At 69.0% G+C, this 13,337-nt stretch carries 12 protein-coding genes and 1 tRNA gene; 9 read left to right on the forward strand and 4 right to left on the reverse strand.

Annotation, left to right across the window (positions count from 1 at the left end; translation table 11 throughout):
- Positions 1–475 precede the first annotated feature (475 nt).
- The 8 genes from eno (at position 476) to B1400_RS09055 (ending at position 7,676) form a co-directional block, all read left to right on the forward strand.
- The gene (gene eno / locus B1400_RS09020) at positions 476–1,768 is read left to right on the forward strand and encodes a phosphopyruvate hydratase (protein ID WP_024541243.1); all 1,293 of its coding nucleotides are present in this window, start codon (positions 476–478) and stop codon (positions 1,766–1,768) included.
- A 99-nt stretch (positions 1,769–1,867) separates the two neighbouring features.
- Positions 1,868–2,392, forward strand: a complete 525-nt coding sequence (locus B1400_RS09025) for an FtsB family cell division protein (RefSeq protein WP_095614054.1) — start codon at positions 1,868–1,870, stop codon at positions 2,390–2,392.
- Between the two features lie 17 nt (positions 2,393–2,409).
- Complete coding sequence (locus B1400_RS09030) at positions 2,410–4,059, forward strand: DUF501 domain-containing protein (RefSeq protein WP_095614060.1); 1,650 nt, start codon at positions 2,410–2,412, stop codon at positions 4,057–4,059.
- A 47-nt stretch (positions 4,060–4,106) separates the two neighbouring features.
- Positions 4,107–4,189, forward strand: a tRNA-Leu gene (locus tag B1400_RS09035).
- A gap of 243 nt (positions 4,190–4,432) precedes the next feature.
- Positions 4,433–5,035 (forward strand): cadmium transporter, encoded by a 603-nt coding sequence (locus B1400_RS09040; RefSeq protein WP_235607412.1) that lies wholly within the window; start codon positions 4,433–4,435, stop codon positions 5,033–5,035.
- A gap of 116 nt (positions 5,036–5,151) precedes the next feature.
- Entirely contained in the window at positions 5,152–6,621 is a 1,470-nt protein-coding gene (locus B1400_RS09045; RefSeq protein ID WP_095614055.1) for an L-serine ammonia-lyase, read from the forward strand.
- A gap of 65 nt (positions 6,622–6,686) precedes the next feature.
- Complete coding sequence (locus B1400_RS09050) at positions 6,687–7,094, forward strand: FKBP-type peptidyl-prolyl cis-trans isomerase (protein ID WP_095614056.1); 408 nt, start codon at positions 6,687–6,689, stop codon at positions 7,092–7,094.
- A 99-nt stretch (positions 7,095–7,193) separates the two neighbouring features.
- On the forward strand, positions 7,194–7,676 hold the full coding sequence (locus B1400_RS09055; protein ID WP_095614057.1) for a GreA/GreB family elongation factor: 483 nt from the start codon (positions 7,194–7,196) through the stop codon (positions 7,674–7,676).
- Positions 7,677–7,761: 85 nt separating this feature from the next.
- Here B1400_RS09055 and trhA read toward each other — a convergent pair whose 3' ends face one another.
- Positions 7,762–8,640: a PAQR family membrane homeostasis protein TrhA gene (trhA, locus tag B1400_RS09060; protein WP_095614062.1), complete on the reverse strand. Its 879-nt coding sequence runs from the start codon at positions 8,638–8,640 to the stop codon at positions 7,762–7,764.
- Positions 8,641–8,833: 193 nt separating this feature from the next.
- Between trhA and B1400_RS09065 the strand changes: the two genes are divergently transcribed.
- Positions 8,834–10,312 (forward strand): sensor histidine kinase, encoded by a 1,479-nt coding sequence (locus B1400_RS09065; RefSeq protein WP_095614058.1) that lies wholly within the window; start codon positions 8,834–8,836, stop codon positions 10,310–10,312.
- A gap of 69 nt (positions 10,313–10,381) precedes the next feature.
- On the opposite strand, the gene B1400_RS09070 is transcribed toward B1400_RS09065, so the two are convergent.
- The 3 genes from B1400_RS09070 to B1400_RS09080 all read right to left on the reverse strand — a co-directional run.
- Positions 10,382–10,657: a WhiB family transcriptional regulator gene (locus B1400_RS09070; protein ID WP_024541252.1), complete on the reverse strand. Its 276-nt coding sequence runs from the start codon at positions 10,655–10,657 to the stop codon at positions 10,382–10,384.
- 114 nt (positions 10,658–10,771) lie between these two features.
- Entirely contained in the window at positions 10,772–12,181 is a 1,410-nt protein-coding gene (locus B1400_RS09075; RefSeq protein WP_235607413.1) for an FtsK/SpoIIIE domain-containing protein, read from the reverse strand.
- Between the two features lie 350 nt (positions 12,182–12,531).
- Positions 12,532–13,337, reverse strand: an 806-nt coding sequence (locus tag B1400_RS09080; RefSeq protein ID WP_095614059.1) for an LCP family protein, incomplete at its 5' end; no start/stop codon positions are given.

Here is a 13,337-nt window from a genome sequence, read left to right on the forward strand (position 1 = left end):
GCGCCGGGCCCAGCGGGGCGCGGCGCACGACGCAGGGGTCGCCGACGATGCGGCTGATGAGGATGATGCGGATGTCGACGACGGCGCACTGGACATGACGGCGCCGATCTGCTCCGGGACGGACATGACATTCCCTTCGATAGCATTGCCTATTTCAGGTTCGACGAGTGTGATCTCAGCCCAGCCGATCCGCTTTCCCGCCCGTCGCGTCATACCGCGGCGGGGAGGTCCAGCACATGTTTGAGATCATGGCCCGGGCACCCCGTGTCGGCGTCCATTGTTGCCAGAACCGTTGGACAACCGGGGGTGATCCGTATGGTTTCGGGCTCCCGTGCGCCGGCGCCGCCACGGGACGCGCGGCGGCCGCGCCGGGCTGGGAGCGCTCACAGTTTTCGCCGACGGGAAGTTGCGAATCGTCCAACAACGGCATTACTCTTGCAGATGTCATCACAACCCGTACACACAAGGAGCAGTTGTGGCAGCAATTGAAAGCGTGTATGCACGCCAGATTCTTGATTCCCGCGGCAACCCGACCGTCGAGGTCGTGCTGGACACCGAGGACGGCGCCCGTGGCATCGGCCTCGTGCCTTCTGGCGCGTCGACCGGCGAGGCGGAGGCCTGGGAGCGTCGCGACGGCGACAAGTCCGTCTACCAGGGCAAGGGCGTCCTCGGCGCGGTCAAGGCCGTCAACGAGGAGATCGCGCCGAAGGTCATCGGCATGGACGCCACCGACCAGCGCGCGCTCGACGACCTGATGATCGAGCTCGACGGCACCCCGAACAAGGGCCGTCTGGGCGCCAACGCGATCCTCGGCGTCTCGCTCGCCGCCCTGTACGCGGCCGCCGAGACCGCCGAACTGCCGCTCTACCGCTACATCGGCGGCACCAACGGCCACATCCTGCCGGTCCCGAACATGAACATCATGAACGGCGGCGCGCATGCCGACTTCGCGACCGACATCCAGGAGTACATGATCTCCCCGTACGGCTTCGAGACCTACTCGGAGGCGCTGCAGGCGGGCGTCGAGGTCTACCACACCCTCAAGAACGTCCTCAAGAAGCAGGGTCTGGCCACCGGCCTCGGCGACGAGGGCGGCTTCGCGCCGAAGATGAAGACCAACGAGGATTCGCTCAAGTACATCATGGACGCCATCTCGGCCGCCGGCTACGAGCCGGGCAAGCAGATCGGCATCGCGCTCGACGTCGCCTCCTCCGAGTTCTACAACAAGGAGACCGGCAAGTACCACTTCGACGGCGAGGACCGCGACTCGGCCTACATGCTCGACTTCTACGAGAAGCTCGTCGACCAGTTCCCGATCGTCTCCATCGAGGATCCGTTCCAGGAGGAAGGTTGGGAAGACTGGGCGAAGATCACGAAGGCGCTCGGCGACCGTCTGCAGTTCGTCGGCGACGACCTCTTCGTCACCAACCCGGTGCGCCTAAAGAAGGGCATCGACATGGGCGCGGGCAACTCGCTGCTCGTCAAGCTCAACCAGATCGGCACCGTCTCCGAGACCCTCGACGCGATCGAGCTGGCCACGAAGAACGGCTTCACGTCGATGGTCTCCCACCGTTCCGGCGAGACCCCGGATACGACGATCTCCGATCTGGCCGTCGCGAAGAACACCGGCCAGATCAAGACCGGCGCCCCGGCCCGCGGCGAGCGCATCGCCAAGTACAACCGCCTGCTCGAGATCGAGGAGGAGCTCGGTTCGACCGCCGAGTACGCCGGCTACAGCGCCTTCAAGGCCTGCAAGCAGTACATGTGATCATCCGTCATGCGGCGACCTCCGTCGTCGCATGACCGTCATGTGAACGCAGCCGCCCGCCGCATCCGCTCGTCGAATGCGGCGGGTATTTTCGTATCCATGAGCACACGACCACGCGCCACGCAGGCGAAGCAACGACCGGCCAAGCGGACGAGCGCGGGGCCGATCGCCTTCTTCGTCGCGCTGTTCATCGTCGCGCTCGGGCTCATCCAGCTCATCTCGACCTTCCATTCGTACGCGCTCGACCTGTCGGAGCTCAACAGTCTCAGGAAGCAGGAGGCGGCGCTCGTCGCGCAGAAGCAGGAGCTCGAGAACGACATCGAACGCTGGGACGACGACGCCTATGTGACCGCGCAGGCGCGCGAACGCCTCGGCTACGTGTTCCCCGGCGAACAGCCGATCCGCGTCGAACATCCCGAGGCCGTGACCGGCAAGAAGACGCCGACGCCGCTCGACGGCGCCGACGGCACGCAGGAGACGACGCTGCCGTGGTACAGCGAGATGGCGTACTCATTCAAGGAGGCCGACGCCGGCAAAGACAAGACGCGTGGCCGGGACGCACACGACGAGGCGGACGCCGGCGCCGCGACGCCGTCCGACGATCAGGACAAGGAGCAGCAGTGACCGATTTCGATGCCGAGATGATGCAGCGGGCCGAGGAGCTCGTGGACCGTTTCCTTGCCGCGCCGGCGAGCGAGGAGGACGTCGAGGTCGTCGGCGCGCAGCTGGGACGCTTCCCGCGCGGCATGGTCGCCGTCGGCGCGCGCTGCCGCTGCGGCCGTCCGCTCGCCGTCGTCACCCGTCCGCTCGTCGACGGCAGGATTCCGTTCCCGACGACGATGTACCTGACGAGCCCGGAGGCCGTCAAGGCCGCATCGCATCTCGAGGCGGAAGGCCTGATGAAGGAGTACAACGCGCTCCTCGCCGAGGACGAGGATCTGCGCCGCGCCTACGAGCGCGCCCATGTGATGTACCTTGCGTTCCGCCATGCGCTGGCGGCGCGTCTGGGCGACGACGAGACGCACATCGAGGGCACGAGCGCCGGCGGCATGCCGACCCGCGTCAAGTGCCTGCACGCGCTCGTCGCGCAGAGCCTCGTCATGGGCCCGCGCGTCAACCCGATCGGCGACGACGCGCTCGAACGGATGAGCGGCGAGTTCGACGCCGACGTCTGCCGCTGCGCGCCGCTCGACGAGGGCCGCGCCGCGCGCCGCGCGCGCCGTCACGCCGCCGAACGCGATGTGCGCGACGAAGGCGGCGAAGGCGACGAAAGCAATGAGGAAAGCGCGTCGGAGCCGTCGGTCGTCGTCGCCGGCATCGACTGCGGCACGAACTCGATCCGCCTCAAGATCGCGCGCGTCGACGCGGACGGCATCCACGACGTCGTGCCGCGCATGCTGCGCGTCGTGCGTCTGGGCGAAGGCGTTGACGAGACGCATCGCTTCGCCGACGACGCGCTCGAACGCACCTACGCCGCGGCGCGCGAGTTCGCGGCCGTGCTCGCCGAGCACCGCGTCGACGCGCTGCGCTTCGTCGCCACGTCGGCGACGCGCGACGCCGAGAACCGCAAGGAGTTCGAGGACACGATCGAATCGATCCTCGGCGTGCGCCCCGAAGTGATCTCCGGCACCGAGGAAGCCGACCTGAGCTTCCTGGCGGCCACGGCGATGACGTCGCGCGACGACCTCGAGCCGCCGTTCCTCGTCGTCGATCTGGGCGGCGGCTCCACCGAGCTCGTCGTCGGCGGCGACGGCGAGGCGATGCCTGCGACGAAGGCGCGCGCCGCGTTCTCGATGAACATCGGCTCGGTGCGCATGACCGAACGCCATCTGCACTCCGACCCGCCGACGCAGCGGCAGATCGACGAGACCGTCGCCGACATCGACGCGCACATCGACGAGGCCTTCGCGCATGTGCCGGCCGGCACCGCCAACACGATCATCGGCGTGTCCGGCACCGTCACGACGATGACGGCGCTGGCGCTGGGGCTGCCCGAATACGACCATGCGGCCGTCGACGGCGTGCGCATGGACTTCCTTACCGCCTTCGATGTCGACGACCGTTTCCTGCACATGACCCGCGAGGAGCGGCGCGGCTACCGTACGATCCATCCGGGGCGCATCGACGTCGTCGGCGGCGGCGCGCTCGTCTGGAGCCGAGTGCTCGCGCGCGTCGCCGAAGCGGCTCGCGCCGACCACGGCAAGGTCATCGACTCCTATGTGGCGAGCGAGCACGGGCTGCTCGACGGGCTCGTGCTCGACATGGGACGGCGTTTGCTCGCGGCGCGCTGACATGGCATAATGCCTACGGTGCCGGCGCGTCCTGCGCCGGCACGAACGCCCCCATGGCGAAATCGGTAGACGCATTCGACTTAAAATCGAACGCTGCGGCGTGTGGGTTCGAGTCCCACTGGGGGCACCAAACATCGAAGGCCGGTGATCGTCGATATTCCGACGGTCACCGGCCTTCGCGCCCTGATTGGCCGTGCGGGCAGGACATGTTCCGGACGCGAACGGCGCGGGCCGGAGCCGCGCCCGGCGACGTTGCGCGCAAGCCGCGTCGCCCCGGCTCACGCCGGCGTCATCCGCCCGTAACACAACGCGCGCTTTTCCTTCGTACACTCGCAGCATCATGACCACGAGACCTACGGACGACGGGAACCACATGAGCGAATCAATCTCCAGCGCATCCAGGGGCGGCATGGCCGCGCACACGCACACGAGCGTCGCGAAGGATCCGGCGAGCGGCGTGCCGATCATGCTCGCGCAGGCCGTCATACTCGCCGCGACGCTCACCTTCTGCGAGATCTTCTGCGCGCCGCTGACCGCGACCTTCCGCCCGGCGGTCTTCGCGCTGCTGCCGTGGGCCGGCGTCGCGTCGCTGTTCGCCGTCATGTTCTCCTTCGTCGTCGGCTTCGCGCTGCTGTGGTGCGCCGAATCCTTCGCCTACCGCATGCGCCGCAAGCTGCAGCCGCTCGTCTACGCCACGATCGGCGCGATCTCCTTCGGCGTATGGACTGTGTGGGTCATCCTCGGCGTGCGCGACATGATCACCGCCCGGCTCGGCGCCGGCGTGCTGTCCGCGCACGACACGACGATCGCCGCGGTCAGCGGCGCGCTGCTCGGCATGGCGGCGTTCTTCGCCGCCTACACGCTCGGCGAACGGCTCGCTCGGCACCGTGCGGCGGTCATCGCGCTCGCCGCCGCCAGCCTGCTCACCGCCTGCTACGGCGGCTACGTCCTCGCCATCATGCTCCATACGCTGTGAGCGCCGACGGCGTCATCCACGGATCGCGCGCCTGACGGAACCCGTCAGGCGCGCGATCCGTGGATGACGGCGCCAGCCGACGGCGGAACGCGGACTCGACGCCTATACTGTCAGTCATGTTCAGCGTCCTCGATCTGTTCTCCATCGGCGTCGGTCCCAGCTCGTCGCATACCGTCGGGCCGATGCTCGCAACGCGCGCCTTCGCCGAGGCGCTGCGCGAACGCGGCGTGCTGCCCCATGTGTCGCGTGTCGCCGTCACGCTGTACGGCTCGCTCGCGCTGACCGGGCTCGGCCACGGCACGGACCGGGCCGCCGTCGCCGGCCTCGAGGGCAACGACCCGAGGGCCGTCGACACCGCCTACCTCGCCGACATCCACGCGCGCTGCGACGCGCGCGGAGCCATCGACCTCGACGGCGTCAGAACGATCCCGTTCGATTTCGAACACGACGTCATCCTCGACGTGTGGCACCGCCTCGCCGCGCATCCCAACGGGCTGCGGTGCATCGCCTACGACGGGTGCGGCGACGTCGTCTTCGAGCAGGTGTGGTATTCGATCGGCGGCGGTTTCATCCAGGAGGGCCTCGTCGGCGATCCGGTGCTGCCGATCCACGCGCACGACGCGCACGCCGAACAGGTCGCCACGGAGGCGCGAGAGGGGGAGTACCGCCGCGGGGACGACCTCGCCGGCGTGCCGCATCCGTTCACGAGCGCCGGGGGACTGCTCGGGATCTGCGCCGCGGAACGCAAGTCGATCGCGCAGGTCGTGCGCGACAACGAGACGGCGCTGCATGGCGCAGCCGAGCTCGACAGGCGCCTCGACGCGATATGGGAGGCGATGCGCGCATCCGTCGTCGCCGGCTGCACGAGCGCGCAGCGCGTGCTGCCCGGCGGCCTCGACGTGCCGCGGCGCGCGCCCGGCGTCTACGCGCGTCTACGCGGCGCCGGCGACGTGCTGTGCGCCGACCCCTCGGCCGGGCTGCGGCATCTCGAATCGTCGGAATCGTCATGGATCGACCTGTTCGCGCTCGCCGTCAGCGAGGAGAACGCCGCGGGCGGCCGTGTCGTGACGGCGCCGACGAACGGGTCCGCCGGCGTCATCCCGGCGGTGCTGCTCTACTACAGGCGTCTGCTCGCCGGCGCGAGCGACGAAGGGGTGCGCGACTTCCTGCTCACGGCCGGCGCCGTCGGCTACCTGATCAAACGCAACGCCTCGATCTCCGGCGCCGAGGTCGGCTGCCAGGGCGAGGTGGGCTCGGCGTGCTCGATGGCGGCGGCCGGCCTGTGCGCGGTCGTGGGCGGGACGCCGAGGCAGGTCGAGAACGCTGCCGAGATCGGCATGGAGCATCATCTGGGGCTTACCTGCGACCCGGTCGGCGGCCTCGTGCAGATCCCGTGCATCGAGCGCAACGCGGTCGCCGCGAACACGGCCGTCGTCGCGGTGCGCATGGCGATGCTCGGCGACGGCTCGCACATCGTCACGCTCGATCAGGTCATCCGCACGATGAAGGAGACCGGCGAGGACATGATGGCGAAATACAAGGAGACGTCGAAGGGCGGTCTGGCGCTCAACGTCGTCGAATGCTGACATGGGCGCAACGGGCCGTCCTGTGCTAGGCTGGGTCCCGTTGTGCTTGGAACCAAGGAGGAAACATGGCTAATGAGATGCCCCAGGTCGAAGGCGGGTTCGGAGACCTTCCGGTGATGACGTTCCCGCAGGACGAGGCGCCCAAGGGGCTCAAGGTCGTCGAGCTCGTCGAGGGCGACGGACCGATGGTGCGCCGCGGCGACACGGTCACCGTCAATTACCACGGCCAGGTGTGGGGAGACGGCAAGGCCTTCGACTCGAGCTTCGAACGCCACCAGCCGGCGAGCTTCGGCATCGGCGTCGGCCAGGTCATCAAGGGGTGGGACCAGACGGTCCCGGGCCACAACGTCGGCTCGCGTCTGCTCATCTCTATCCCGCCGGAGTACGGCTACGGCTCGCGCGGCGTGCCGCAGGCGGGCATCGGCGGCGACGACACGCTCGAATTCGTCGTGGACATCATCGCCACGCGCTGAACGGCGCCCGTCCGCATCCGTCCGCATCGCGCGCCGGGGGTCCCGGCCGCGCGGTGCGGGTTTTCGCATATCACAGGCTTTTCCATGAAGGAGGACATCATGGCTCAGGAGGAGAAGACCGTCCTGCTCACGCAGGAGGCGTATGACAAGCTCAAGGAGGAGCTCGCGTACCGCGAGGGCGAGTACCGCGAGGAGATCACCGAACGCATCGCCGCGGCGCGCGCCGAGGGCGACCTGTCCGAGAACGGCGGCTATCAGGCCGCGCGCGAGGAGCAGGGCAAGAACGAGGGGCGCATCAACGAGCTCATCGTCAAGCTGCGCAACGCGAAGATCCTCGAGGCCCCGGACGCCGGCACCGTAGGCAACGGATCGCTCGTGACGATCGAGCTCGCCGGACGCGAGATGAAGTACGTGCTCGGTTCGCGCGACATCGCCGTCGCGACCGACTACGACGTCATCAGCCCCGAATCGCCGATCGGCGCGGCCATCCTCGGCGCGCACGAGGGCGACGTCGTCACCTACAAGGCCCCCAACGGCCGCGACATCTCGGTGACGATCAGGGAATCGAAACCGCTCGACTGAGCGTGGGACGCGACCCGTGAGGAAGGCGCCCGCGGGCGGCCATGCATGGCCGCCCGCGGGCGCCTTCCTCACGGGTCGGATCGGCTCAGCCGATCCGCGCGAGGCGGCAGATGACGAGGTAGATCGCGACCATGTGGCACGCGTAGCCGGCGATCGTGCCCAGATGGAAGATCTCATGGAAGCCGAAGACGCGGGGCCACGGGTCGGGGCGGCGCAACGCGTAGACGACGGCGCCGGCGATGTAGCAGGCGCCCCCGGACAGCAGCAGCCACACGACGGCAGGGCCGGCGGCGGGGGAGACCCAGAACATGCCCATGAAGGCGACGCCGGAGACGCCGAAGATGACGTAGACGAGCGTGTACAGCCAACGCGGCGCGTCGATCCACACGACGTGGATGAGGATCGCGACGGCCGTGCAGCCCCACATGCCGATGATGATCGTGTTGCGCCAGAACGCGTCGAGCGCGAAGGAGACCGGCGTGTAGGTGCCGGCGATGAGCAGGAAGATGTTGACGTGGTCGATGCGCCGCAGCACGTCGGTCACGCGCGGCGACCAGTCGCCCAGATGGTAGGCGGCGGAGTTGCCGAACAGGATGAGCGAGGCGGTCATGAAGACCGCGCACGCCCATTTGAGGCCGGCTCCGTGCGCCAGGCAGACGAGCACGATGCCGGCGGCGAGCGCGAGCGGCGTGGCGGCCGCGTGCAGCCAGCCGCGCATGGCCGGCTTCTCGCGGCCGTGGACGTCGAGGCGGATCCGGCGCGGCGCGCGCACGCCCTCAAGCTTGGCCGCCTTCTCCTCGCCCTTGGCGATCGCCTTCTTCGCGCGGCTGTCCGCCTTCGCCAGGATCGTCGCCGCCTTCGCGCGCGCCCTGCTACGCGTCGCCTCGGCCTTCGCCTCGAGCGCCGTGCGTCTGGCCTGCGCCAGCTCGCGCCGGCGCCGTTCGAGCCGCTCGTCGCCATCCATGACCGTCCCCGAGGCCTGTGTCGTCCCTGCGCTCATCGTCGCTTCCTCCCGTCGTGTCATCCACGCTTGGTTACGCAATCGTAAGTTACTATAGCGTAGGTTGCTGACGATGCCGCCACGCGTCTCGTCAATTGCGCCCCTCGCGTACAGCCGCGCCACCGCGACAGCTTCATTGTGGCCTATCATGGTGGGCATGGCTGATTTTTCACAGATTCTCGCGACGCGCCCCGATTTTGACGCGTCCGACAAGGAATGGCTCCATCATCTCGTCGCCGACTGGCAGGTCATCGCCGACCTGAGTCTGGCCGACCTGCTGCTCGCGCTGCAGAAGGGCGACGGCAGTTTCGTCATCGCCGGCCAGTGCCGCCCTTCGACGGTCGTGAGCCTGCGCGCCGACGACGTCGTCGGCGAACGGGTCGACGACGAGCTGCAGGGGGAGATGACCGAGGCGATGAAGTCGGACGGCGTCTACCGTTCGTCGGTGCTGCGTCGCATCGGCGACGCCTTGGTATGCAACGTGTACGCGCCGATCCGCCACGGCGGCAAGACGCTCGGTCTCGTCGTGCGCGAGACGAACCTCGCGACGCGCGAATCGAACGGCCGCTACGAACTCGAAAGCATCGACGCCGGCAAGCAGCTGTACGGGATGATCCCGCGCGGCCAGTTCCCCTACAAGGACTCCGTCCTCAGCCAACGGCACAACGCGCGCGTCGCCGACGGCTTCATCCTGCTGTCCGCCGACGGCATCGTCCAGTACGCGTCGCCCAACGGCATCAGCTGCTTCAGGCGTCTGGGCATGGTCGACATGCTCGAGGGCGCCAATCTCAGCGAGGTGGGCACGAGCCTGATCCATGAGAACGACCCGGTGCCCGAATCGCTGCCGCTCGTGCTGCTCGGCAAGGCCGCGATCGACTCCGAGCTCGTCGCGAACCGTTCCGCCGTCTCGATGCGCTCGCTGCCGCTGATGGACGAGCACGGGCGCACCGGCGCGATCGTGCTGTGCCGGGACGTCAGCGAGCTGCGCCGGCGTGAGGTCGAGTTGCAGACGAAGGACGCGACGATCGCCGAGATCCACCACCGCGTCAAGAACAACCTGCAGGCCGTCTCCGCTCTGCTGCGGCTTCAGGCGCGCAAGACGAAGTCCGATGAGGTCAAGAAGGAGCTCAAGGAGGCGCAGCGGCGTGTGCAGACGATCGCGATGGTCCATGAGGGGCTGAGCCAGTCGGCCGACGAGATCGTCGACTTCGACAAGGTCATCGCCAACCTGCTGCGCATGAGCGTCGATCTGACGGCGATGAGCGACCAGCGCATCTCGATCTGCTTCGTCGGCAGCTTCGGCATGATGCCGGCGCAGGACGCGACGCCGCTGTCGCTCGTGCTCACCGAACTGACGACGAACGCCGTCGAGCACGGCTACGAGGGCCGCAAGGAGGGGCATATCACGGTGACGGCCGACCGGCGCGGCACCGAGCTCGACATCGTCGTGCAGGACGACGGCAACGGCATGGGCACCGAGGAGGAGGGTGGCATGGCCCGCTCCTCGGGCTCGGGTCTGGGCACGCAGATCATCAACACCTTCGTGACGAACGACTTCGGCGGCACCGTCCGCTGGGAGCCGGTCGACACCGGCGGCACGCGCGTGCGGCTCGCCATCAAGCTGCGCGCCGCCTGAACGCCGCCTATGCGAAGGCCCCGGTACCTCAAGAAGGTACCGGGGCCTTCGCATAGGCGGCGTGCGCCGTCAGCCGAGCTGCATCGACGCGGAACGGCGCGCACGCATCGCGCGGCGCTTGAGCGCCCTGCGCTCGTCCTCGCTCAGGCCGCCCCAGACGCCGTAGTCCTGATTCGTGTCGAGCGCGCATTTGAGGCATGCGTCGATGACCTTGCAGGTGCGGCACACGGACTTGGCCTCCTCGATCTGCTGGTAGGCGGCGCCGGTGTTGCCCACCGGGAAGAACAGCTCGGGGTCCTTGTCGCGGCATGCCGCCTTCGCACGCCAATCGAATGCACTGCTCATGGTGATGACATCCTTCTTCTGTCCGGTATCGATAAAACGACTACGTTGCTCATGCTAGGCAATAACCGGCACGATTTCAAGACCCCGCGTGAAAAACGGCAGTCCGGGGCCCGTTCAGCGCACGGCGCACTGCACGATCCGGGCGCGGCCCGCCTCGATGAGCACGCCGCGCCCCGGCGTGCGCAGGTCCTCGGCCGTCAGCGCGTCGACGATGGCCGCCGGGATCCCGTCGGCGAGGTCGACGGCGCGCTCACCGACCGGGAAGACGAGTCGGCGGCCGCAATGGTCGGGCACGCGCAGCCGGCGCGACGAGCCGAGCGCGAACACGACGCACCGTCGTCCCGCGCATACGAGCTCCTGGACGCGGGCGGCCCGCGGGTCGGCGCTGAGCGGGTCGAACCAGACGTCCGCGTCGTCGAGGCACACGACGTCGGCGCCGCATGCCCGGGCGCCCCCGCCGATCGTCTCCAGCAGCGTCGTACGGCCGCGTCCGGGCCGTCCTATGACGGCGAGGTTGCCGTCGGCGGGGTCGAACAGGCATGGGGCGGTGGCCACGCCGTCGTCCTCGAGCCCGATCACGATCGCGCCCGGGGGCGCCCCGACGTCGCGCGCATGCACGAGCCGGGGCAGCGGCGACGTGAACAGCGGGGGAGCGTCCCGCTGGGCGTGCACGCGCGCGGCGAGCCCTATCTCGGCGACGAGGCGCGCTGGGTCGGGGTCGGCCGCGCAGCGCAGCCGCACACGCCCGTCGTCGATCCTCGCGATCGCGGCGCCCGGCTCCGTGACGCGCAGCCGTGCGGCGTCGTCGACGCCGAGCATCTCCTGCGACTGCATCGCGTCGCGTACGCGCAGGCATATGCGCAGCGCCATGTTCGCCTTCATCGGCGCGCCGATCTCGCCGAGCGGGTTCTGCGTGCATACGATCAGATGCATGCCGAGCGAGCGGCCCAGCGACGCGATGCGCGTGAGCCGGTCGGCGACGTCCGGCAGCTGGCCGGTGAGCATGTGGAACTCGTCGACGACGACGACGAGTCTGGCGGGCGGATCCGGCGCGTCCATCAGGTCGGCGACGCCCAACCGGGCGGCGAGCAGTTCTCGGCGCGTCAGCTCGCGTTCAAGCGCGAGAAGCGCGCGCTTGGCGTAGGCCAGGTCGAGGTCGTTGACGCAGCCGCGCACATGCGGCAGGCCGGCGAGGGCGTCCATCGCCGAACCTCCCTTGAAATCGAGCAGCGCGAACTGGACGCGGCGCGGAGGGTAGCGGCATGCGAGCGCCAGGCACCAGTCCTGCAGCAGCACCGACTTGCCCGCGCCGGTCGTGCCGGCCACGATCGCGTGCGGGCCGAAACGCGCGAGGTCGATGACGGCTGCGCGGCCGGACGCATCGACGCCCACCGGCGCGCTGCAGCCGGCGTCGGCGACGCACCAGCGGTGCGCGATCGAACGGAAGGGGGGCGGCGTCGTCGGCGAATCCGAGCACGGAGGCGAGCGTCGCGGGCATGATCGGCGCGGCCGCATCCCCTGCATGGCATGCCGCCGTCACGGGCGGGGCGATGCCATGCGGCATCGGCGGGGCGTCGCCTTCGTGCCGGGCCGCCGTCATGAGGACGAGCGAGGCGAGCGAGGCGACGCATCCCGAGGCGATCATCATCGCGAACAGCCATTGGCGTTGGGCCAGCAGCATCACGAGCATGGCGCATTGCGCCGCGAGCGGGGCGCCATAGGCGCACAGCCGCATGCGGCGCATCCGATTGGTCCCGCGACCCGTCCTGTCCATGCGCACAGCTTGCGCCGGCGCGTCGCAAGCGCCAAATCATCGGCGGGTCGTGCGCCGACGGTTGCGCCGACGGCGCAATGGGGGAGGGCGATGGGGACGTTCAGCCCTGCTGCTCGGCTTGCGTGCCGACGACGCCCGCCTTGCGGGTGCCGTCGACGAGCTGCGCGAACAATTCGGTGTTGCGTGCGTCGTCGAGCAGCACCGATGAGCCGACGCCGTCGACGTAGTAGCCGGGGTCGGTCCAGTACACGGTGCCGGTGATGCCGCCCGCGCCCGACGCGTCCCGGAAGGCGAGCAGCATGCGCGCCATCGTCGCCGGGGTCGCCTTCTCGTCGACGCTGATCGCCGCCATCGCCGCGTCGCCGACGCGTGTGAGCTTGGGAAGGTCGAGCAGCGTCGAGGGGGAGGCGGCCTTCTTCGCGATCGCGCCGATGACCTGACGTTGGCGCTGGGCGCGTCCGAAATCGCCCTGGGGGTCGGAGTAGCGCATGCGGGAGAAGGCGAGCGCCTGTTTGCCGTCGACGACGTGGCAGCCGGCGGTCCAGTGCATCTCGGATTTCTCGTCGTCCACGTCCTGGTCGTAGCACAGTTCGACGCCGCCGAGCGCGTCGACGATCGTCGTCAGCCCCCCGAAGTTGATCTTCGCGACGTGGTCGATCTTCTGGCCAGTGATGTCCTCGACCTTCGCGACGAGCGGCTTCCTGCCGTACAGGCCGAGCACGGCGTTGATCTTGCTCAGCGCGCCGTCGACCTCGACGAGCGAGTCGCGCGGGATCGAGATCAGCGAGGACGGTCCGTTCTTCGGTTTGGTGAGCACGAGGATCGTGTCGGTGCGTTCGCCGGTCGTGCCGTCCTGACCGGTCGTGCCGTCGCGTTCGTCCGAGCCGAGGATGAGCCATGAGGTCG

It is taken from the genome of Bifidobacterium italicum (assembly GCF_002286915.1).
Taxonomy (GTDB): Bacteria; Actinomycetota; Actinomycetes; order Actinomycetales; family Bifidobacteriaceae; genus Bifidobacterium; species Bifidobacterium italicum.

Coding starts and splice junctions, on each gene's coding strand:
- B1400_RS09025 (WP_095614054.1), top strand. CDS start 1,868: ATGAGCACACGACCACGCGCCACGCAGGCGAAGCAACGACCGGCCAAG.
- B1400_RS09030 (WP_095614060.1), top strand. CDS start 2,410: ATGATGCAGCGGGCCGAGGAGCTCGTGGACCGTTTCCTTGCCGCGCCG.
- B1400_RS09040 (WP_235607412.1), top strand. CDS start 4,433: ATGAGCGAATCAATCTCCAGCGCATCCAGGGGCGGCATGGCCGCGCAC.
- B1400_RS09045 (WP_095614055.1), top strand. CDS start 5,152: ATGTTCAGCGTCCTCGATCTGTTCTCCATCGGCGTCGGTCCCAGCTCG.
- B1400_RS09050 (WP_095614056.1), top strand. CDS start 6,687: ATGGCTAATGAGATGCCCCAGGTCGAAGGCGGGTTCGGAGACCTTCCG.
- B1400_RS09055 (WP_095614057.1), top strand. CDS start 7,194: ATGGCTCAGGAGGAGAAGACCGTCCTGCTCACGCAGGAGGCGTATGAC.
- trhA (WP_095614062.1), bottom strand. CDS start 8,640: ATGGATGGCGACGAGCGGCTCGAACGGCGCCGGCGCGAGCTGGCGCAG.
- B1400_RS09065 (WP_095614058.1), top strand. CDS start 8,834: ATGGCTGATTTTTCACAGATTCTCGCGACGCGCCCCGATTTTGACGCG.
- B1400_RS09070 (WP_024541252.1), bottom strand. CDS start 10,657: ATGAGCAGTGCATTCGATTGGCGTGCGAAGGCGGCATGCCGCGACAAG.
- B1400_RS09075 (WP_235607413.1), bottom strand. CDS start 12,181: ATGCAGGGGATGCGGCCGCGCCGATCATGCCCGCGACGCTCGCCTCCG.